At 38.6% G+C, this 22,716-nt stretch carries 19 protein-coding genes; 18 read left to right on the plus strand and 1 reads right to left on the minus strand.

What is annotated here, in order from left to right; translation table 11 throughout:
• Nucleotides 1-43 precede the first annotated feature (43 nt).
• Nucleotides 44-544, plus strand: a complete 501-nt coding sequence (locus HXT27_RS03935; protein ID WP_233186092.1) for an alcohol dehydrogenase — start codon at nt 44-46, stop codon at nt 542-544.
• A 132-nt stretch (nt 545-676) separates the two neighbouring features.
• Here HXT27_RS03935 and HXT27_RS03940 read toward each other — a convergent pair whose 3' ends face one another.
• Complete coding sequence (locus tag HXT27_RS03940) at nt 677-1,033, minus strand: MTH1187 family thiamine-binding protein (protein ID WP_075523075.1); 357 nt, start codon at nt 1,031-1,033, stop codon at nt 677-679.
• Nucleotides 1,034-1,441: 408 nt separating this feature from the next.
• Between HXT27_RS03940 and HXT27_RS03945 the strand changes: the two genes are divergently transcribed.
• The 17 genes from HXT27_RS03945 (at nt 1,442) to guaB (ending at nt 22,563) form a co-directional block, all read left to right on the plus strand.
• Nucleotides 1,442-2,962, plus strand: coding sequence for a glycine--tRNA ligase (locus tag HXT27_RS03945; protein WP_103042911.1), 1,521 nt, complete (start codon nt 1,442-1,444; stop codon nt 2,960-2,962).
• A gap of 105 nt (nt 2,963-3,067) precedes the next feature.
• Complete coding sequence (gene dusB, locus HXT27_RS03950) at nt 3,068-4,222, plus strand: tRNA dihydrouridine synthase DusB (RefSeq protein ID WP_075523077.1); 1,155 nt, start codon at nt 3,068-3,070, stop codon at nt 4,220-4,222.
• 224 nt (nt 4,223-4,446) lie between these two features.
• On the plus strand, nt 4,447-5,664 hold the full coding sequence (gene ftsZ / locus HXT27_RS03955; protein ID WP_103042912.1) for a cell division protein FtsZ: 1,218 nt from the start codon (nt 4,447-4,449) through the stop codon (nt 5,662-5,664).
• A 24-nt stretch (nt 5,665-5,688) separates the two neighbouring features.
• Entirely contained in the window at nt 5,689-6,156 is a 468-nt protein-coding gene (locus tag HXT27_RS03960) for a cell division protein SepF (protein ID WP_075523079.1), read from the plus strand.
• A 282-nt stretch (nt 6,157-6,438) separates the two neighbouring features.
• Nucleotides 6,439-6,738, plus strand: a complete 300-nt coding sequence (locus HXT27_RS03965) for a YggT family protein (RefSeq protein WP_075523080.1) — start codon at nt 6,439-6,441, stop codon at nt 6,736-6,738.
• A gap of 312 nt (nt 6,739-7,050) precedes the next feature.
• Nucleotides 7,051-8,364, plus strand: a complete 1,314-nt coding sequence (locus HXT27_RS03970) for a DivIVA domain-containing protein (protein WP_075523081.1) — start codon at nt 7,051-7,053, stop codon at nt 8,362-8,364.
• Between the two features lie 96 nt (nt 8,365-8,460).
• Nucleotides 8,461-9,099 carry a signal peptidase II gene (locus HXT27_RS03975; RefSeq protein WP_369803124.1) on the plus strand — a complete coding sequence of 213 codons (639 nt, stop codon included), beginning with the start codon at nt 8,461-8,463 and terminating at the stop codon, nt 9,097-9,099.
• A gap of 9 nt (nt 9,100-9,108) precedes the next feature.
• On the plus strand, nt 9,109-10,023 hold the full coding sequence (locus HXT27_RS03980; protein WP_103042914.1) for an RluA family pseudouridine synthase: 915 nt from the start codon (nt 9,109-9,111) through the stop codon (nt 10,021-10,023).
• 51 nt (nt 10,024-10,074) lie between these two features.
• The gene (gene dnaE / locus HXT27_RS03985; protein ID WP_103042915.1) at nt 10,075-13,635 is read left to right on the plus strand and encodes a DNA polymerase III subunit alpha; all 3,561 of its coding nucleotides are present in this window, start codon (nt 10,075-10,077) and stop codon (nt 13,633-13,635) included.
• A gap of 177 nt (nt 13,636-13,812) precedes the next feature.
• Nucleotides 13,813-14,745, plus strand: coding sequence for a hypothetical protein (locus tag HXT27_RS03990; protein ID WP_103042916.1), 933 nt, complete (start codon nt 13,813-13,815; stop codon nt 14,743-14,745).
• Between the two features lie 146 nt (nt 14,746-14,891).
• Nucleotides 14,892-16,229, plus strand: coding sequence for a type I glutamate--ammonia ligase (glnA, locus tag HXT27_RS03995; RefSeq protein WP_075523085.1), 1,338 nt, complete (start codon nt 14,892-14,894; stop codon nt 16,227-16,229).
• A gap of 176 nt (nt 16,230-16,405) precedes the next feature.
• Nucleotides 16,406-16,618, plus strand: coding sequence for a 50S ribosomal protein L31 (rpmE, locus tag HXT27_RS04000; RefSeq protein ID WP_075523086.1), 213 nt, complete (start codon nt 16,406-16,408; stop codon nt 16,616-16,618).
• Between the two features lie 290 nt (nt 16,619-16,908).
• Entirely contained in the window at nt 16,909-18,006 is a 1,098-nt protein-coding gene (gene prfA / locus HXT27_RS04005) for a peptide chain release factor 1 (protein WP_075523087.1), read from the plus strand.
• A 25-nt stretch (nt 18,007-18,031) separates the two neighbouring features.
• Nucleotides 18,032-18,934 carry a peptide chain release factor N(5)-glutamine methyltransferase gene (gene prmC / locus HXT27_RS04010; protein ID WP_103042917.1) on the plus strand — a complete coding sequence of 301 codons (903 nt, stop codon included), beginning with the start codon at nt 18,032-18,034 and terminating at the stop codon, nt 18,932-18,934.
• Between the two features lie 90 nt (nt 18,935-19,024).
• Entirely contained in the window at nt 19,025-19,675 is a 651-nt protein-coding gene (locus tag HXT27_RS04015; RefSeq protein WP_103042918.1) for an L-threonylcarbamoyladenylate synthase, read from the plus strand.
• Nucleotides 19,676-19,868: 193 nt separating this feature from the next.
• Entirely contained in the window at nt 19,869-20,972 is a 1,104-nt protein-coding gene (locus tag HXT27_RS04020; protein WP_075523090.1) for an MraY family glycosyltransferase, read from the plus strand.
• A 46-nt stretch (nt 20,973-21,018) separates the two neighbouring features.
• Nucleotides 21,019-22,563, plus strand: a complete 1,545-nt coding sequence (gene guaB / locus HXT27_RS04025) for an IMP dehydrogenase (protein WP_075523091.1) — start codon at nt 21,019-21,021, stop codon at nt 22,561-22,563.
• Nucleotides 22,564-22,716 lie beyond the last annotated feature (153 nt).

Genomic DNA, 22,716 nt, shown 5'->3' on the forward strand with positions numbered 1-22,716 from the left:
ATAAGTTACGCGTGTTTTATATTTTGTAGCGGTAGGTATTGTTATGAGCGTAAAACCTTGGTCGCATAATCTTCCTATTTGGGGTAGATATGCTGTTACTTTGTTATCGGCTATTTTATGCGGATTGATTGGCACGTTTTCTCATAGAGTTGGTGCTGTAAGCAATATTCCTATTGGCTTAATTGTAGCTTTATTGCTAATAAGTTTATCTGCTTGGTGTGCAAGGTCTAGGACGGCAACGCTGGGACTTTTAGCTCATACTGTATTCAGTAGTGCTGTTGCGTGGATTTTAGCTTTAAGACTTATTGGTACTGCTGTGATAGTTCCAGTTGGGTTTAGTGGACAACTTCCGTGGCTTTCTCAGCATGCAGGATATATATGGCTTTATGGCGTGATTTTAATTCAACTAATTATGTTGCTTCTTCCATCTAAATGGTTTGTTATTAAACCTAGCGTGTCACTATCTGCACAATCCGAAAAATCAGCTTTTGATGAATCTGTTTCTGATGAATCATCTTCTGATTCAAAGAGTTCTTTAAAATAAGCTTTTGATGAATTGGTTAATTGAACAAATCATCTAATGATCTTGAAAAGTAAAGTTACTTTATAATATAACACTGGATTTTAGATATTACTCTAAAATCCAGTGTTAAAGAAAAAATCCATATATTTTTTACTATTTTTCTTGATCGCGATTTTCAAGTATTTTATCGACTAATTCATGTTTTGCATCGATTTGATTGCTAAAACCTGGGCGAATGTCTAATTTAAGCAAAACTCCTGTGCGATATCCTTTTTCAACTAATACCATTGTTGCGTCTTTCACAACTCGCATAACATCATCGAATTCGCCTTCAATATTTGTAAACATTGCATTTGTTTCGTTTTTTAATCCAGATTCTCGTATTACTTTTACTACATCTGCAACGTATGTGCTAAGTTCTTCTCCAACTCCACTAGGAGCAACACATAAAGCTGCTACTGTGTTAGTTTTATGCTCGTTTTTAGTTTGTGTATCATCTGTATTAGTCATATCCGTAATCCTTTCAAAATATTTGCATAAAATTTACGTTCACTTTCATAATATACGCATGCTATGTGTTAATAAAATTGTGTGATTGAATAGTGTGCTTACAAGAATAGTTCATGTAAGACTTTGTAAATATTTAGATATTTATTTTTGTATATTTATATGTGCTTATAATCCTTCTTGTGTATTTGCTTATGCGTATAGCTTATTTGATAGTCATTTTGCGCGTTTTGGCTAGTTTTGGGTTGTTTTTTGCTGGTTTGTTACTTGTGTTTAATTTGTTTTTGGCTAGTATTCGTGCGTATAGAGAACTAAAAGTCTGATTAAAATTATGTTTCGCGTCACAGGGTTTTTCTATAATAAACACCGTTTTCACCCAGATTTCTTAAATTTTCATGAAAAAGGTGTATTGTGGCTGTTTCTAAGCTTGATGAAGTTGTGTCGTTGGCTAAGCGTCGCGGATTTGTGTTCCCTGCTGGCGAAATTTATGGTGGTACGCGTTCTGCGTGGGATTATGGTCCATTGGGCGTTGCATTGAAAGATAATATCAAGCGCGAATGGTGGCGTTACATGGTTACAACGCGCGGAGATGTAGTCGGTGTAGATACTTCTGTGATTTTGCCTTCACAAGTTTGGGTTGCGTCTGGTCACGTTTCTGTGTTTAATGATCCTTTGATCGAGTGCTTGAATTGTCATAAGCGTCATCGTGCAGACAAGTTGGAAGAATCTTATGCTGAAAAGCACGGCGATAAAATGCCAGAAAATGGTTTAAAAGATATTGCTTGCCCAGATTGTGGAACTCGAGGGAACTGGACTGAGCCGCGTGACTTCAACATGATGCTTCGCACTCATTTAGGTCCTGTTGAAGATGAAAATAGCTTGCATTATTTGCGCCCAGAAACAGCTCAGGGAATTTTCGTTGACTTTAAAAACGTCATGACTTCAACTCGCCAGAAGCCTCCTTTTGGTATTGCAAATATTGGTAAGTCTTTCCGTAATGAAATTACTCCTGGAAACTTTATTTTCCGCACTCGCGAGTTTGAGCAGATGGAAATGGAGTTCTTTGTAGAGCCTGGAACTGATGAAGCTTGGCATCAATATTGGATTGATACTCGCGTTCGTTGGTATGTTGATTTGGGAGTCAATCCTGAGAATTTGCGTATGTATGAGCATCCTAAGGAGAAGCTCAGCCATTATTCAAAGCGTACTGTAGACATTGAATACAAGTTCGGTTTCCAAGGATCTGACTGGGGAGAGCTTGAAGGTATTGCAAATCGTACTGACTATGATTTGTCTGCGCATTCGAAACATTCTGGTGAGGATTTGAGTTACTTTAATCAAGCTACTGGCGAAAAATACGTGCCTTACGTTATTGAGCCTGCTGCTGGTCTTACTCGCTCGCTTATGGCGTTCTTAGTTGACGCTTATGACGTTGATGAAGCTCCAAATACTAAGGGTGGAGTTGATAAGCGTACAGTTCTTCGACTCGATCCGCGATTAGCTCCTGTTAAGGCTGCAGTTTTGCCATTGAGCAAGAAGCCAGAATTACAATCGGTTGCTCAAGATTTAGCTGCAGATTTGCGTCAGCATGACTGGGTTATTGACTACGATGAAGCTGGCGCTATTGGCCGCCGCTACCGCCGTGAAGACGAAATTGGCACTCCTTTGTGCGTAACAGTTGATTTTGATACTTTGGAAGATCATGCTGTTACTATTCGCGAGCGCGATACTATGAAACAAGAGCGTGTTTCTCTTGATAAAGTTGCTGATTACGTGGCTGGCCGCATTAACGAGAAGCGTGTTAAGTATCCTCAAGGTCCTGTGGAAATTGTTGGTACTCGTGCTGCTGATGGTGCTATGGATGTTGCTAAAGAAGCAGGAGAGGATGAATCTCAGCCTGTTAAGATTGCTCAAGCTGGTGGCTTGTACTAATCAAATGGTGGCTTGTACTAATCAAATATAGTTTTTACGCTAATCATTTGAAATAAACTTTAATAAAGCATATTTATAAACACAACGAATGGAGATTATAGCAATATGAATTTTTCTATAAAACCAGTAGATTTAGGTAAAGTTCATATTGCTACTCCTGTTGTTCTTTCTCCAATGGCTGGTATCACGAATTGGCCTTTTCGTGTTATTTGCAAGGAATACGGTCATGACGGGCTTTACGTTGCAGAAATGATTACAGCGCGTGCTCTAGTTGCAAGAAACCCAAAAGCTCTTAGACTTTGTCGTTTTGCTCCTAGTGAAAAAGTGCGTTCTCTTCAACTTTATGGAGTGAATCCATCTATTGTGGAGCTTGCTGCTCGTATTGTAGTTGATGAAAATATGGCGGATCACGTTGACTTAAACTTTGGTTGCCCTGTGCCTAAAGTTACGCGTAAAGGTGGCGGATCTGCTCTTCCTTGGAAAACAGATTTATTGCAAGAAATTTTGCATCGCGTTGTAAGCGTGTGCGAGCCAGCTGGAATCCCAGTTACTGCTAAATTTCGTGTTGGTATTGATGATTCTCATGAAACGTTTATTCAAGCTGGTCATATTGCGCAAGAAGAAGGTTGTGCTGCTGTAACTTTGCATGCTCGAACTACTGCTGAATATTATGGTGGTCATTCAGATTGGAATCGTATCGCTCAGCTTGTAGAAGCTCTTGATATTCCTGTTTTTGGAAATGGTGACATTTGGGGTGCAGATGATGCGCTAGAAATGTTTAAGGAAACAGGCTGTGCTGGTGTTGCTATCGGTCGCGGTTGTCAGGGTAGACCATGGTTGTTTGCTGATATTCTAAACGCTTGTAATGGTAGTAGTGAGCGTGTTAATCCAACTCTTGCAGAGGTTTGCAATGTGATTCTTCATCATTTGGAATTGCTTGTTGAATTTTATGATGGCGATGAGCGCATGGCTGTTCATGATTTACGAAAACATATCGCATGGTATCTTAAAGGATTTCCTGTTGGAGGCGGAACTCGCAAAAACTTTATGGAATGTGAGTCTGTTGAAGATGTTAAGCGCAATATTGATTTGTTAGATGGTTCGTTGAAGTTGCCTGAGCGAGTTTTAGACACGCCGCGCGGAAGAATACGATTTGCTAAAAAAGTTCACTTGCCTTATGGCTGGTTGGATTCGCGTAAAACATCTCACGAAGAGCGTGAAGAGCTTTTTGGGGACGATCCTATGGATGCTAGTTATTAAATTTTATTAGTATTTTCAAGGGTTTTCTGCATTTTGAGAAGAATGATAAACTTTTGTTTATGCATCTAAACTTATATAAGCAAAAACGCAATAATAATTTGCGTATAGGAAGGTGTATTATCTGACTAGGTGATTTTTTTAAGTTTTATTAGTAAAAAGTCGCCATTATCGAGCGTTTTGCGCTAAAGTATTGCGTAAACGTGCTTGAGTGACAGGAGACAACGGTGAGCGAGATTGCCCAGACTGACAATTTCAACGACAAAACCATCATTAAGGTAGTCGGCGTCGGTGGTGGCGGCGGTAATGCCGTCAACCGAATGATCACCGAGGGCTTACAGAATGTAGAGTTTGTAGCTATAAATACAGATGCTAAAGATTTGATGCGCTCGGATGCTGACGTAAAGATTTCATTATCAGACGCTTCTAGTAGAGGACTTGGAGCTGGAGCAGATCCTGAAAAGGGTGCTAAAGCTGCTCAAGATCATCAATCCGATATTGAAGAGGCATTAAAGGGCGCCGATATGGTGTTTGTTACTTGCGGCGAAGGTGGTGGCACTGGTACTGGTGCTGGTCCTCTTGTTGCTCGTGCAGCTCATCAGCAAGGTGCATTGACTATTGCTGTAGTCACTCGTCCATTTAGCTTTGAGGGCCCTCAGCGTGCTGCCTCTGCAAATCTTGGTATTGAAAATCTTCGTAAAGAAGTTGATGCTTTGATTGTTATTCCTAACGATCGTTTGTTAGAAGTTTCTGATCGTGCTATCGGAATAATTGATGCTTTTAAGTTAGCTGATACTGCTTTGCTTTCAGGTGTTCGTGGAATTACAGATATTATTTCAACTAATTCATATATTCATGTTGATTTTTCTGATGTAACAGCAATTTTGCGCGGTGCTGGCACAGCATTGTTTGGAATAGGTGCTGCTAAAGGTGAAGATCGTGCAACTCAGGCTGCTGAGATTGCTATTAGTTCTCCTTTGCTTGAAGAAAGCATTGAAGGCGCTCATGGTGCTTTGATAAATATTGCTGGTCCTTGCGATTTGAAGTTGCAAGAAGCATCTGCTGCTACTGAATTGGTTCGTAAAGCAATTCATCCTGAAGCTCAAATTATTTGGGGTCTTTCTTTGGATGACGCTTACGGTGATGAAGTACGTGTTACTGTTATTGCTGCTGGTTTCGATGCTCATTGCAAGAAGGATGATTCTGGTTTAGCTGGTAAGTTTGTAGATATGCAAGCTGGCGTTGATCATGTTGCTCCAGCTCAATCAACATCTCAGGTTTCTGCTCAACAGCAGCAAGCGCAATCGCGTCCACAAACGCAAGCTACAACGAATGCTCCTTCTATGTTTGAAGAGCCTGCTGCTAATCGTTATGAAGCGCCTGCGCCTTCTGCTCAACCTGCTGAAGAACTAGATGAATTAGATATCCCTGATTTTCTGCGCTGAAACTTAATAGAGGAGGGTTGTTAAATGGCTGGATTAGTAAATCACTTAATGTCATATATGGGCATGTCAGACGTACAAGACGATGATGTGATTGAATCTGAAGAACAAGATAAATCGTTTGATAACGATTATTCTGTAGCTCCAGTTAGTATTCAGCATGATGATACTTCTCGCAGTAGGGATACGTTTTCTAGATCTAGCGGAGCTAATCGTATGAGTAGAATTACTACTATTCATCCTAAGTCATATGATGATGCGCAAATGGTCGGTCGTGCTCTTCGAGATGGTACTCCTGTTGTTTTGAATCTTACAGGTGTTTCAGAATCAATTGCGTATCGTATTGTTGATTTTTCGGCTGGTGTTGTGTTTGGTGTTGGTGGTTCTATTGAACGAGTAACTCCGAGAGTATTCTTACTAAGCCCTTCTCAAGTAAATATTAAGGTTGAAAGTACTGCTAAGAGCAATTCAGCCAGGGATTTATTTGCGGACTAGACTGTTAGCAAATCGCATTAACATATGTTGATTTGATTACACAATTTAATATTTATTTTATGTAAGGCAATGCTTTTGTTAAAATGCATTGCCTTATGTTTTTAAATATCGCTTTTTATTGTTCACGAAGTTTTCTGTGTGGGGGGGGGGGGCAGGTTCTTTGCCTATAGCACAGTTTTTTCATACAGCAATAGTATGCAATCTGTTTAGCTTAACTTAACTTACAAAATCACATATAATTAAAGACTACGAATATAAATTGATGGAGTTTACTTAGATAATATGATTAAAATTTTGTTATTTTTTATAGTACTTGTGTTATCTCTACTTATTGACGCGTATATGACAATACTGTTTTTGCGAGTTATTTTTGATTGGTTGCATGTATTTTTCCCTTCATTGCGTTTTAAAGGTGTGTTAAGTATTATTCTTCGCGTTATTTACTATCTTACAGATCCGCCTTTAATGTTTTTAAGACGTTATATTCCTCCTATGAATATGGGTAGAATAAGTTTTGATACGTCATTTATTGTTTTGTATTTTGCTTTGATAGTTCTGAAAAATCTTATTTATTTTCTATAAATAATTTCTAGCGTGTAGATTATTGAAGTTAGTAGTGATTTTAGATGAGAGTTTGAGTCGTGATCTTGATACTAAGATTACAAGAAATGAATAATATGTAGCGCGAGCAATGCTTGAAGAACCCTAAAAAATAATGGATTTAGTGTAGGATTTCCTAGTTATTATCTAAAAATAAATTAGATATGAAAACAAATATTATTTGTAATTTTATTTTTAATACTCGTGTTTTGATGTAATTGGTGACTCAACGTGGTAGCATCAAAGAGATATATATCTTGGAGCATCGTCCCCAAAAGTGAGGTGTAATGCATTATGACTCTTTTAACGCCTAAAGATATTCGAGAGCATACTTTTCAAATTGTTCGTTTTAAAGGCGGATATGACGTTGACGAAGTTGACGATTTTTTGGATCAAGTAACTGAAACTATTGAAGCTCTTGGTCAGCAAGCTGTTCAGGGGCTTGGTGCTTCTACTCAGTCGCTAGGTCAGGATGTTGCTGGATTAAATAAAAAGATTGCTGAGCTTACTTCTCAAGTTGCATCTTTGAATGAAGAAAATGAGTCTTTGCGCGCATCTTCACAGCAAAATTCAGATAAAGAAGATGTTGTTTCTGCAAAGCTTAGTGAAGCTGAAGAAAGTAATCGCGCGTTGTCTGTGCAAAACGAGCAGCTTAAAGAACAGCTTGATGCTATGAGCAATCAAATTGATCAGCTTACAGCACAAGCAGCTAAGTCTGATAATGACGATAAAGCTCAAGCTCAGGAGCTTGAATCAGTTAAGCGTGAACGTGATGATTTCCGCGCTAATAGTGAGAATTTGAGTCGTGAGCTTGATTCTATTCGTCAACAACTCGTTGTAACGCAACAAGAAAATGTTAAAGTTCAGGATTTGACTCGTCAACTTGAAGAATCTCGTCAGCGTGAAGAGCAATTGCGTCAGCAGGTTTCAAAGTTAGAGCCTAATACTGAAACTGGTAGCTTGCAGAAAATTGCTGGAGCTGGCGCTGAAGCAGTAGGTTCTGAACCAGAGCGTGCTACAGCAATGTTGACTCTTGCAATGCAATTGCATGATCAATATGTTGATAAAGGTAAAGCTAAAGCTCAGCAGATTGTTGAAGAAAGCCAAGCTCGTTATAACGAAGTTATTGCTAAGGCTGATGATTATTCTAATCGCACTCGTTGCGAAGCAGACGCGTATAGCAAGCAGACTCGTGATGATGCTGATGATTATTCTGCACGTACTCGTTCTGATGCTGATGCTTATGCTGCTCGTGCTCATAATGAAGCTGATGCTTATTCTGGCAAGGTTCGTCAAGCTGCAGATGATTACTCTAAGCAAGTTCATGATCAAGCAGATCAATATGAAGCAGAAGTTCAGCATCGTGCTGCAGATTACGATGCAGATACTCGTACTAAGGCTGATGCTTATGCTCGCCAAGTTCGTGAGAATCTTGAGAAGCAAACTAAGGTTATTGAGGGCAACATTCAGAGTCTTAAGCAATTTGAAACTGAATATCGTACTCGCTTGACTGATTTCCTTGGTCAGCTTGTTGCTCAAGTTTCTGACGAAAACGCATATGCTGCTCTTGGTCAGAAGCAGACTTCGAATGAAGATAAGCAGGAATAGTTTTAAAGACTAGCGTAACTTTTAAATGTTTTCGCTTTTAAGTCGATTCTATTTCTATTACAGATCGGATAAAAATTGACGCATAGAGATGTGCGTGTGGAACGGCTGCGTGTTCGCGCAGCCGTTTTTGCACTAATTGTTTTTGCTGGCGTAGCATTAGATCGAATAACTAAAATTTGGGCTTTAGCAACGCTTAGTGATGGGAGAAAAGTAGAGATTCTTCCACGTTTGCTTTCTTTAACTCTTGTACGAAATCCTGGAGCATCTTTTGGTTTAGGATCCTCTTTTACATGGGTTATTAGCATATTAGCTTGTGCTGCTTGTGGTGCAATGATAGCTGTTCTTAAGCGCACGAAATCTTTGTATTGGACTTTTGCGCTTGCTTTAGCTTTTGCTGGAGCTTTTGGAAATCTTATAGATAGAGCGCAATACGCTGATGGCTTTTTGGACGGAAAAGTCGTAGATTTTATAAATTACGGCTGGTCTGTTGGTAATGTTGCAGATATTGAACTTTTCGTTGCAGCTATTTATATAGTTTTGCTTGTTTTTGTTGGACTTCCTCTTGTGGAAAAAAGTGATAATACGATTAAGGATTTTGCAGAGTCTAATAAGTCTAAGGATTCTGAAGATTCTGATAAGTCTGATTCGTTTAAGAATAAATTTGCAGATTCTGATTCTTTAGATAATGATTCTAAAGAATCTTGTATAGATACTCATTTAGATAGTGAATTATAGAGAGCGTGTATGAGCGATTCTTTATTGCCGATTCCTAGTGAACTCGTTGGAAGTCGTTTTGATATAGCATTATCAAAAATGATAGGTGTTTCTAGAGCAAATGCAATATCTTTAATTGATAGCGGGCAAGCAAAAATTGCAGATAAAAAATCTCATAAATCATCTATTTTGCAAAATGGCGATTTAATTATACTTTCTAAAAAAGAAGATATAGTTTCTAAACCTGTTTTGTGTAATATGCAAATCGTGTATAACGATGATGACATTGTAGTCGTAGATAAGCCTGTAGGAGTGGCTGCTCATGCAGCTGCTGGATGGCAAGGTGCAACTGTAGTAGAAAACCTTCTTGCTATGGGCATAAACATTAACGTAACAAAATGCGAATCTTACAGACGAGGAATAGTAAGTCGATTAGATGTTGGTACTAGTGGACTTATGCTAGTGTGCAAATCTGATTTAGCTTATGAAGTTATGAAACAGCAGTTTAAAAATCATGATGTTATAAAAATCTATCATGCTTTAGTGCAAGGAAATATTAAACAAGATAAGGCTACTATTGATGCTCCAATTGGTAGAGCAAAAGTTTGCGATTTTCGTTTTACTGTAACTGAATCAGGAAAGCCTGCGATTACACATTGGGATGTTATAGAGCGCTTTAGGGGAGCTACTTTAGTAAAAGTTAATTTAGAAACAGGTAGAACGCATCAAATTCGCGTTCATTTCTCGTCAATAGGACATCCTGTTGTTGGGGACCCTATGTATGGAGCAAATCCTCAATTAAGTAAGACTTTGGGGCTTTCTAGGCAGTGGCTTCATGCAATGACTCTAAAATTTAAGCATCCTCGTACGAATAAATTGATTGTTTTAGAGTCAAAATATCCTTCAGATTTGCAACACGCTTTGCAGGCCGTGCGCCAATTATGAAAGAGAGCATATTTATAAAACAGGTCATATTGAATCTATAAAATAGCGACTATGACACATCCAGAAACTTCTTTTGTTCACTTGCACAATCATACGCATTATTCGCTTTTAGACGGTGCTTCTAAGATTCCAGATCTAGTTGCGCGCGCAAAAGAGTTAGGTATGCCAGCTATTGCGATTACAGATCACGGAAATATGCATGGCGCATACGAAATGTGGAGCACTGCTGTAAAGAACGGTATTAAGCCTATTATTGGAATCGAAGCTTATGTTACTCCAGAAACAGCTCGTCAAGACAAAAGCAGAGTTCATTGGGGAACTGAAGAACAAAGAAGTGACGATGTTTCTGGCGGTGGATTGATTACACACATGACAATGTGGGCTCAAAATGATGAAGGACTCGAGAATCTTATTAAAGCGTCTTCTATAGCTAATCTTGAAGGTCTTGTTATGAGATATCCGCGTATGGATAAAGACTTGCTTTCAACTTATTCTAAAGGCGTTATAGCGTCTTCTGGATGCCCATCTGGAATTATTCAAACTCGCCTTCGTCTAGGACAATTTGATGAAGCTCTTAGAGCAGCTGGAGAGTTTCAAGATATTTTTGGTAAAGATAACTTTTTCATAGAATTGATGAATCACGGTCTTTCTATTGAAACTCGAGTTACAAAAGATTTGCTTGAGATTTCTAAGAAGTTGAATGCTCCTCTTCTTGCTACTAACGATTTACATTATGTTCGAGAAGAGGATCGTGAATCACAAGATGCAATGCTTTGTATAAATTCTGGTTCTAGACTAGACGACCCGAATCGTTTTAAGTTTGACGGTTCTGGCTATTACTTAAAGTCTGCAGAGCAAATGCGTGAGCTTTTTAAAGAATTCCCTGAAGCTTGTGATAATACTTTAGAAATTGCTCGTAGATGCAACGTTATGTTTGATGACGGTGAAGATGGCGCTTTTATGCCACAATTTGACTGCCCTGAAGGTTGGGATGAAACTTCGCTGTTTCTTAAAAAAGTAGAAGAAGGTTTGGAACGTAGGTATAACAATAACGTTCCTATTGAAGTGCTTAAACAAGCAGACTACGAGTGCGGTGTTATATGTCAAATGCAATTCTGCGGATACTTCCTTGTTGTTGCAGATTATATTAACTGGGCTAAAGAGCATGGTGTTATGGTTGGTCCAGGCAGAGGAAGTGCAGCAGGTGCGATGGTTGCGTATGCAATGGGAATCACTGAATTAGATCCTATGAAGCATGGTTTGATTTTTGAACGATTCTTGAATCCTGAGCGCGTGTCTTTGCCTGATATTGACGTTGATTTTGACCCTGATGGACGAGCTAAAGTTCTTGAATATGTTGGTGAAAAGTATGGTAAAGATAAAGTAGCACAATGTGTTATTTATGGAACTATTAAAACTAAGCAAGCTCTTAAAGATGCTGCTCGAATAATGGGTTACGAGTTTTCAGTTGGAGAAAAAATAACGAAGATTTTACCTCCTGCAAAAAACGGTAAAGATATGAGTTTGCGTGAGATTTTTGACGAAAATTCTAAGCGTTATGCTGAAGCTCGAGAATTCCGTGAAATGTATAATTCAGATGAAGATATAAAGAAAATTACAGTAGAAGCAAGAGGTATTGAAGGTTTGATTCGCCAAACTGGTGTACATGCTTGTGCAACAATAATGGGATCTGAGCCTATAACTAATACTTCTCCTCTTCTTGAACGTACTGATGGAACTATTACAACAACTTTTGAATATCACACTTGCGAAACGCTTGGCTTAGTTAAGATGGACTTTTTAGGTCTTTCTAACTTAACTGTTATTAGAGATACTATTCGAAATGTTGAGAATAATCGTCATACAAAAATTGATTATACGAAAATACCTTTAGACGATAAAGAAACTTACAAACTTCTTGCAAGAGGAGATACTTTAGGAGTTTTCCAGCTTGATTCTGATGGTATGCGAGCTCTTCTTCGTACTTTAAAGCCAGATAATTTTAACGATATTTCGGCTTTGATTGCGCTTTATAGGCCAGGTCCTATGGATATGGATTCTCATACAAACTACGCTAAGCGTAAGAACGGTTTGCAAAAGATTACGCCTATTCATCCAGAAGTTGCAGAGCCATTAAAAGATGTTCTAGGCGAAACTTATGGTTTGATTGTTTATCAAGAGCAGGTGCAATCTGCTGCGCGTATTTTAGCAGGGTATAGCCTTGGCAAGGCAGATGTTTTGCGCCGAGCTATGGGTAAAAAGAAGCCAGAAGTGTTGGCTAAAGAGAAAATCCCGTTCTTTAAAGGTATGCAAGAGCATGGGTATTCTAAAGAAGCTGCTCAAGCTGTGTGGGATGTTTTAGTTCCATTCTCTGGTTACGCGTTTAATAAAGCTCATTCTGCTGCATACGGTTTGATTTCATATTGGACTGCTTACTTAAAAACGCATTACCCTGTTGAATTTATGGCTGCGTTACTTCAAAACGAACGCACGAATAAAGATAAGACTGCACTGTATTTAGGTGAAGCAAGGCGCATGGGAATTCGTATTTTACCTCCTGATGTTAATGAATCAGTATTAGAGTATTCTGCTGTAGGCGATGTTGTGCGATTCGGTCTTGGAGCAATTAGAAACGTTGGAGATAAAGCTGTAAAAGATATTATTGCTGAACGTGAATCTTCTAGAGGACGTTTTGTGAATTTCAAAGATTTCGTTAAAAGAGTTTCTTTCGATGCTCTTAACAGAAGGCTTGTTGAATCTTTGATTAAAGCTGGAGCTTTCGATTCTATTGATCCTAATAGGCGTGCTATTTGGGAAATTTGTGGACAAATGATAGATTCTGTAATACCTATTAAGCGTAAGCAATTGGAAGGGCAGTTTGATTTATTCTCTAGTATTGATGTAGATAGTACAGATAAGTCGTTTTTAGGCGATGTTGAAGTAAATGTTCCTGATGTAGAAGAATGGGATAAAAAAACAAAGCTTAATTTTGAGCGTGAAATGTTAGGACTTTATGTTTCTGATCATCCTTTGAGTGGTCTTTCTGCTGTTTTAACTAGCTTGAGTGATATGAGTATTGCTGAATTGATTGATAAAGCAAAAACTATGAATGATCACACTCAAGTGACTTTAGCAGGTCTAATTACTGGTGTAGATAGACGTGTTTCTAAACAAGGTAATGCGTGGGCAATAATCACATTGGAAGATATGGAAAGTTCCATACAATGTATGTTCTTCAGCAAAGCGTATGAAGCTGCTGCAAATGATTTTGCGATTGATCAAATAGCTCAAATTCGAGGAGTAGTTGAGGTTCGTGATGAAACAGTTTCTTTGCGTGGTAAATATTTTGAAATACCTTCTTTGGAATCTGTAGATTCAAGACCTCTTAATATTGTTCTTCCTCATATGAGTATCAATAAACCTAAATTAGACAAGTTAAGTTCTATATTATGTGAGCATCCTGGTTGTTGCGAAGTTAATTTAGCTATTGTTGACGATCAAGGAAATTCGAAAGTATTTGTATTTGGAGATAAGTTTAGAGTTAAACGTGATACTTCGCTTTTTGCTGAAATTAAAATACTATTCGGTCCTAGTTGCTTGCCAAGCGCGTGATTATTTTAATTGAAGTGATTAACGTATAGCGTATTCGATTTAACTTATTGTAAAATATAGAGAATATAAGCTGAATTTTGTAAATATTTGTGATGTTTACAATAATGTGTTTAATATGCTGATTGATAAGCTCTAGTGAAAGCTGATGAAAGTAGTTTTAGGAAGCGGAGTATTAAGATGAGCGGGGATGCTAAATCGCAAGAACAAGATAATTATAAGGATTCTATTGAGGGTCAGGATTCTATTGAGGGTCAGGATTCTATGTCTGATTCTAAAGATAATCAAAATAAGAGCGATAATGATAATGCTCAAAGTGATCAAAATAATCAAAGTAAAGAAGATTCTTCATACGATTCTAAAGATAATTCGCATGTAAGAACTTCGTTTACTGATGAAGAACTTGATGCAGCATTAGCTAATTTTGAGCGTGAATTTGATGTAAATAATATAGATTCATCTTCTAATGTTGAAAATTCTAATGAATCTTCTAGAAGCTCTTCAACTAAATCGGAAGAATTAAATAATCCTGATAATCTAAAAGATGGAAATCAAATTCCTGAAGCCATAGATATGACTACTCTTCATAGAAGTAAAGAAGCTGAAGAAGCTGCTAAAAAGTTTGAAGAAAATACGTCTTTTGAAGATACGCTTGAAGGTTTAACTGGTCAGAAAGCTCGTTCTGCAGTAATTAGCACTTATGTTAATAAAGCAGATTTATTAGCTGCATTTTGTAAAATTTCTAAGATTTCTGCTATTTGTGTTCCGTCAGAAACCGGTAGCATAGCTATTTTAAGGAATCTTAATAATGATGAGCCAGAATGTGCAGTAGTTCGATTAAGTGAATTATTAGGTCCTGTTGCAATGATTCTTTTAGTAAACAGAGCTAATAAACTTGATGTATCTGTATACGAAGCTGGAAAGACAAAAGAGATGTTTCTTCCTGCTCCTTTAGCTCTGACAATTTTACCTGATGAAGTAGCAGATGTTGTTTTAGGTGTGAGTGCAATGAAAGATTTTCAATTAACAGATGAAATCTTTGATTCTGAGAAACTAACTTTTAACAATGCGATGTCAATTTGTAATAAATATTTTACTAAGTTCGGTATGTGAGTAAAATAGATTTGCTTTGTGCGATTTGATTATAGATCACATTAACAATAGGTAAATTCCTCATGCATATTCATAAAAATAGACATGTATAAGGGATAATAAATATACGGTAAGATTTTCCGAATTTATACAGGACTATAAAGATTATGGATAGACAGCAAGAGTTTGCTTTGCGCACAGTTGAAGAGCGTGACGTACGATTTATTCGACTATGGTTCACTGATGTATTAGGAACATTAAAATCTGTTGCTATTGCTCCAGCTGAACTAGAAGCTGCATTCGAAGAGGGAATTGGTTTCGATGGTTCTGCAATAGAAGGAATGACTAGAGTTTTAGAAGACGATATGATTGTAAAACCAGATCCTTCTACATTCCAAATTCTGCCTTGGCATGGTGGCCCACAGGGGACAGCTAGGATGTTTTGCGATGTTTTAACTCCTGATGGCGAGCCTTCGCTTGGAGATCCTCGTCATGTGCTTAAAACTGCGCTCGCTAAAGCTAAAGAAAAGGGCTTTACTTTTTACGTTCACCCGGAAATAGAATTTTATTTATTTGAATCTCAAGATGATTGGTCTAAAGCTCCTGTACCTATTGATGAAGGCGGATATTTTGACCATGTTCCTAGAAGTTCGGCAATGGATTTCCGCCGTAGTGCTGTAAGCATGCTTGAACAGATGGGTATTTCTGTTGAGTATTCGCATCATGAGGGTGGTCCTGGTCAAAACGAGATTGATTTACGTTATGCAGACGCTCTTACTACTGCAGATAATATTATGACTTTCCGCACTGTTGTTAAGGAGATTTCTCTTGAGCGTGGAATGTATGCTAGCTTTATGCCTAAGCCTTTGACTGATCAACCTGGTTCTGGAATGCATACTCATTTGAGTTTGTTTGAGGGAGATACGAATGCTTTCTATGAAGCAGGTCAAGAGTTTAATATGTCTTTGATTGCTCGCCAATTTGCTGCTGGTATTTTGCATCACGCGTCTGAGATTTGTGCTGTTACTGATCAATATGTCAACTCGTATAAGCGCTTGTGGGGTGGTGCTGAAGCTCCAAGCTATGTGTGTTGGGGTCATAGTAATCGATCTGCACTTTTGCGTGTTCCGCAATATAAACCTGGGAAAGGCAATTCTTGCCGTATGGAGTTTAGAGCTCTTGATCCTGTAGCTAATCCTTATCTTGCATACTCTGTTTTGCTTGCTGCTGGTTTGGATGGTATTGATAAGCAAATGACTTTGTGTGATCCTACTAGCGATGATGTTTGGGAGCTTACAGATGCTGAGCGTCAAGCTATGGGAATTCAGCCTCTTCCTGAGTCTTTGGATGAAGCTTTGAAGATTATGGAGAAGTCTGATTTTGTTGCTAGCGTTTTAGGTGAGCATGCTTTTGAATACTTCTTGCGCAATAAGCATCAAGAGTGGGAAGAGTATCGCCGTCAGGTAACTCCTTATGAGCTTGAAAAGTATTTGCCACGTCTTTAAGTTTTGCTTATCTAAATTTAAAGTTTTGCTTATCTAAGTTTAGACGCTTTAGTTTTTCTGAATAGTTTTGAATATTTAGTGAGTCTAGGGTTGTCATTAAGATAGCGTAGGTTCCGGTTCACGCGAAGCTATTGGGGTTTTGCGACCCGGGTCGCCTGGATTCCATAGGAGACATTATGAAGCAGGGTATTCATCCCGATTATCACGCAGTGCAGGTTACATGCTCATGCGGAAACACTTTCGTAACACGTTCCACAGCTAATGGTGATCATATGACTGTTGATGTGTGCTCAAAGTGCCATCCATTCTATACTGGCAAGCAGAAGATTCTCGATACAGGCGGTCGTGTTGCTCGCTTCGAGAAGCGCTACGGTAAGAAGACTAAGTAGCTTTTATAACGCCAGCCTTGTTTTCGTGTAACTTCACGAATCTTGGCTGGCGTTTTTAGTTTAGTTGATTGTACTTAATTCGTTTAGAATGCGTAAATTATCTTAATTGTGTTTAAGCTAGTAAAATCAGCGCTTCTATGTGTGAAGTACAATGCAACGTACAAATAAAAGCAAAATAAAAGCATAATTATAAGCAAAATAAAAGCAAAAGTATAAGCAAGATAACGTAAGATAACGTAAAATTAACGCTTAATTTATAAATTTCTTTAGTCATCTATCAAAGGAATACAATGGCTGAGTCAGTAGATGAACAGTTCCCATCGGCTTCAACAGCGTTAGAAGAATATCGCGATATTGAGGCTCGCATGGGAGATCCAGAAGTAGCATCGAATCCAGATGCTATCCGTAAGCTTGGTAGAAGACATGCTGAGCTTGGTTCAATTGTGAATGCGTATCTCGCTTATAAGCAATTATGTGAGGATTATGATGCAGCTAATGATATGGCTAGTGAAGATCCTGATTTTGCTGAGGAAGCTAAGCGTTTAGAAGAACAATTGCCTGTAGCTAAAGAAAAATTGCGTACTGCTTTAATTCCTAGAGATCCAGATGATGCGCGAGATATGATTATGGAAATCAAAGCTGGCACAGGTGGTGAAGAAGCAGCTTTATTTGCTGGCGATTTGTTGCGTATGTATATGCGTTATGCTGAAAAACGTGGATGGACTACTGTTATTCAGAGCGAGAATTCAACAGAGCTTGGTGGAATAAAGGATGTTCAGCTTGCGATTCGTGCAAAAGGCACTCCTGCTCCGGAAGACGGCGTTTGGGCAAGTATGAAATATGAAGGTGGCGTACATAGAGTTCAGCGAATTCCAGTTACTGAATCTCAAGGTCGTATCCAAACTTCTGCTGCTGGTGTGATTGTGTTTCCGGAAGCAGATGAAGATGATGACGAAATTGAAATCGATCCAAAAGATTTGAAAATTGATATTTTCATGAGCTCTGGTCCTGGCGGTCAGTCTGTAAATACTACGTATTCTGCAGTTAGAATGACTCATATTCCAACAGGAATTGTTGTAAGCATGCAAGATGAAAAGTCACAAATTCAAAATCGTGCTGCAGCTCTTCGCGTATTAAAATCACGTTTGCTTGCTATGAAGCATGAGCAAGAAGCTCAAGAAGCAGCAGACATGCGCCATTCTCAAGTTCGATCTCTTGATCGTTCAGAGCGAATTCGCACGTATAATTTCCCTGAAAATCGTATTGTAGATCATCGCACAAACTACAAAGCTTATAACTTGGATCAAGTGCTTGATGGTGATTTACAGCCAGTTATTGACAGCGATATTCAAGCAGATGAAGCAGATCGTTTAGCTCAAGCTAAATAGTGATTTTATATTTATTTCGTTTGTTATGCTTTTACTTTTGCAAAATGCTATTGAGCGCCTTCGTAAAGCAGGCGTTGAGTCAGCAGAATATGACGCTCGTTTGTTGTTAGCTCATGCGTGCTCAGTGAGTTTATCTGAACTCGATAAAGCTCTGATTATGGGAGATTATAAGAGTTTTGACGTTGAATATAAAAATCGTTACGAAGAATTTATTATAAGACGTGCTTCCAGAGAGCCTTTGCAATATATTGTTGGCTATGCGTCTTTTCGTTATTTAGATTTGAATGTTGCTAGCGGAGTGTTTATACCGCGTCCTGAAACTGAAATAGTTGTTGAAGAAGGATTGAATTGGCTACGTGAATCTTGTATAAAAAATCCTATTGTAGTTGATTTGTGTGCAGGATCTGGAGCTATTGGTTTGTCTGTTATAACTGAATTTCCAAACGCGCGCGTGTGGGCAGTGGAAAAATCTTCTGAAGCATTCAAATATTTATGTAAAAATGTTGAGCATACTTCGAAAATATATAAAAATATTGATATTTTATCTAATTATCACGCGATTTTGGCAGATGCTACAAAAAACGATATACCTGAATTGTTAGATATAAAAGGAAAAGTTGATTTAGTTATTACAAATCCGCCTTATATACCGCAAAATCAAATTCCTGAGCAGATTGAGGTTCGTGATTATGATCCAGAAATGGCGTTATATGGCGGTTCGTTAGATGGCTTGCGTATTCCAGAGCAAATTATGCGTGTATCTTATGAGCTTGTTAAGAAAAATGGTGTAGTTGTTATGGAACATGATATTTCGCAAGGCAAATCTCTTAAAGAATATGCTATGAGTATTGGTTTTTCGTATGCTGATGTGCGCAATGATTTGACGGGAAGACCGAGGTATCTATTTGCTTTAAAGAACGTAAAATAAAATTGCGTAAGCAGTATTGTATCGTAAAATTGAATATTTTTGTATTTTGTAATGAAATTAAGATTGTAATGAAATTAAGAGGCGAATATGATGAGTAAAATTTGTAGTATTAATGAAGAATCACTTCAGCTCGCTGCTCAAATTATCAATGCTGGTGGAGTAATAGTAGTTCCAACTGATACTGTTTATGGAGTTGCTTGCGATCCATTTAATGAAAAAGCAGTTGCGAAGATTTATGAGCTTAAGCGTAGACCTAGAACGAAAGCATTACAAATTTTAATGAGTGGTGTTTGTGATTTAGAAAAGCTTGGATTATATTTACCGGATCCTTTAGATAAATTAGGTCAGAAATTCTTGCCTGGTGGTTTTTCTCCGATAGCATTTGTTAAGAAGAATTCTAATGCTTCTAAACTTGCTACTATTTGTGTTGCTAATAATAGTGTTGATGAAGCTACTCAAGGTGTACGTGTTCCAGATTGCCCGCGCTTGATGGAAATTTTGCGTGTTACAGGTCCTTTAGCTGCTTCTAGCGCTAACAGAAGTGGTGATACAAGTGCTGATAGTGTTGAAGAAGCATTTGATGCATTTGGTGAGGATATACCTTTGTACTTGGATGCTGGTCGAACTCGTTCACATGTTGCAAGTACGGTTGTTGGAGTTGATAAGAACGATAAAGATGGAATAGTTGTATTTCGTGAAGGCGTAATTTCAGATTGTGAAATACGTAACGCATTACATTAAACACGTTTTTTAGTAGCGTGCGTTATTTGCGTTTTATGAGAAGTGTTGTGTGTTATGTGTTTTATGTTGTGTGAGTGTCTTTTTGCAAGTAAATGTGTGTTTTGAGCTTATTAAATTTGATAAATTTTATTGATATAAGAGAAATAATAATATAAGAATATGTGTTCAACGCGTGTTAAGAAAGGCATTTAATATGAGAGTGTACTTGTTTATTTCGGCAATTGCCGGTGGTGCAACTTGGCTCATTATGCCTCTTATACGTCATCTTGCTATAACTATGGGTGCAGTTGGGAAAGTTAGAGCTAGAGATGTTCACACTATACCTACACCTCGTATGGGTGGTGTTGGTATGTTATTTGGTTTGGCTGTATCTTTGGCTTTTGCAAGCTCTATGCCTTTTATTTCTGGTCTTTTTGCAGGTACGTATCAGCCGTGGGTAGTTTTAGCTGGAGCTGTAATGATCTGCTTGCTTGGAGTATGTGATGATATTTGGGATTTAGATTGGATGCTAAAGTTATCTGGACAGCTTCTTATAGCAGTGTTTGTAGCATGGGGTGGATTGCAAATTGTTACTTTACCGTTAGGCTCTCTTGTCACTGCTTCTCCAAGTTTATCTATTGCTATTACTGCATTCTTGATTGTTGCATCTATTAATGCAGTAAATTTTGTAGATGGATTAGATGGACTTGCTTCTGGAATTGTTGCAATTGGTGGAATCGCATTTGCTACATATTCCTATATTCTTGCTAGGACATCTCCAATATATGCTTCTATGGCAACTCTTATTGATGTAGTTATGGTGGGTGTTTGCATAGGATTTATATTGCATAATTGGCATCCTGCAAAACTATTTATGGGTGATTCTGGTTCTATGTTAATAGGATACTTAATTACTTGCGCTTCGATTATAATGACTGGCCATATTGATCCTTCAGCTGTTCATACGAGTGTATATTTGCCTGTGTTTATGCCTATTTTATTGCCTATTTTGGTTCTTTTCTTGCCTGTGTTAGATATGTGTTTAGCAATTGTTAGAAGAGTTAGTAAAGGTCAGTCACCTACACACCCTGATAGAATGCATTTGCATCATAGAATGCTTAGAATTGGTCATTCTGTGCAAGGTGCTGTTTTAATTTTATGGGGATGGGCTGCACTGATTTCGTTTGGATCTATAATGATTCTTTTCTTCAAAGCTATTTACGTTATTATTTGTATGATTATTGCAACACTATTGCTTACTGTTCTCACTCTTATGCCTTATTTGCGTAAGAGATTGCCGGAAATTCATAATTCTTAGAAACGCTATTTTTACAAACGTCATAGCAAAAACGTATAGTAACCCTATGGCTACAACTGATATTAACGCGGAAATCCTGTATGCTCCTGTCCCTCCAGTTTTTGAGAAGCTTGGACTTGCTTATGACGATGTTCTATTGCTTCCAAATGAAACTGATGTTATTCCGTCTGAAGTGGATACTTCTACTCATTTGACTCGTGAGATTACCATGAAAGTGCCTGCTATTTCGGCAGCTATGGATACTGTTACTGAGTCAGATATGGCTATCGCTATGGCGCGAAATGGTGGCATTGGTGTATTGCACCGCAATCTTTCTATTGATGATCAAGCTGCGCAAGTAGATATTGTTAAGCGCAGTGAGTCCGGTATGATTACCGATCCACTTACTGTTCACCCAGATGCAACGCTCGCCGATTTAGATAAATTGTGCGGGCGATTCCATATTTCTGGTTTGCCAGTAGTAGATAGTGAGAATCGCCTAGTTGGTATTATCACTAATCGCGATATGCGTTTTATTGCTTCCGAAGATTATGATCGCTTGAAAGTTAAGGACGTGATGACTCGTGAGAATCTAGTCACTGGTCCTTCAAATATTTCTAAAGAAGATGCTCATCGTCTTTTAGCAGACAATAAAGTTGAAAAATTACCTTTAGTTGACTCTTTTGGTAAGCTTACTGGTTTGATTACAGTAAAGGACTTTGTTAAGACTGAGCAATATCCAGATGCTACTAAAGACGATCAGGGTCGCTTGCGCGTGGCTGCTGGAATTGGTTTTCTTGGTGATGCTTGGCAGCGTGCTTGCGCTCTTATGGAAGCTGGAGTTGACGTTCTTGTGGTTGATACTGCAAATGGAGAAGCTCGTTTAGCTCTCGACATGATTCGCCGCATTAAAGCAGATAAAGCTTTTGATGGCGTGCAAATTATTGGCGGTAATATTGCTACTCGACAAGGCGCTCAAGCTATGATTGACGCTGGTGTTGACGCTGTAAAGGTTGGCGTAGGTCCAGGTTCTATTTGCACTACTCGCGTTGTTGCAGGCGTTGGTGTTCCTCAACTTACTGCTGTTTACGATGCAGCTCAGGCTTGTAAAGCTGCTGGTATTCCTTGCATTGCTGATGGTGGTATTCACTATTCTGGCGATATTGCTAAGGCTTTGGTTGCAGGTGCAGACACTGTTATGCTCGGCGGTACATTGGCTGGATGTGAGGAAGCTCCTGGTGAGAAGGTTTTGCTTCATGGTAAGCAATACAAGCTTTACCGTGGAATGGGATCTCTTGGTGCAATGGCTCCTCGCGGTAAGAAGTCTTACTCAAAGGATCGTTACTTCCAGGCAGACGTTACTAGCTCCGATAAAGTTGTTCCAGAAGGCGTTGAAGGTGAAGTTCCATACCGTGGTCCGCTTAATGCTGTGCTTTACCAGTTGCTTGGCGGATTGCATCAGTCTATGTTCTACGTTGGTGCGCACAATATTAAGGAATTGCAAGAGCGTGGACGCTTTATTCGCATTACAGATGCAGGGCTGCGCGAATCGCATCCTCACGATATTGTGATGACTGCAGAAGCGCCAAACTACAGCGGTTTCCATAATTAAATCGCGTGGTGCGCGTGGTGCGCGAGTTACGTGAGTTGCGCGTATAAGTCGCGTATAAGGCGCAATTAATTTTGCACTAAACGGCGAAAAGTTACGCAAGTTATCTACAACTTGCATGCTTTTCGTCGTTTTTTGTTTTGACAAGACGGATAA

Source organism: Gardnerella bivia (assembly GCF_049262715.1).
Classification (GTDB): Bacteria; Actinomycetota; Actinomycetes; order Actinomycetales; family Bifidobacteriaceae; genus Bifidobacterium; species Bifidobacterium vaginale_A.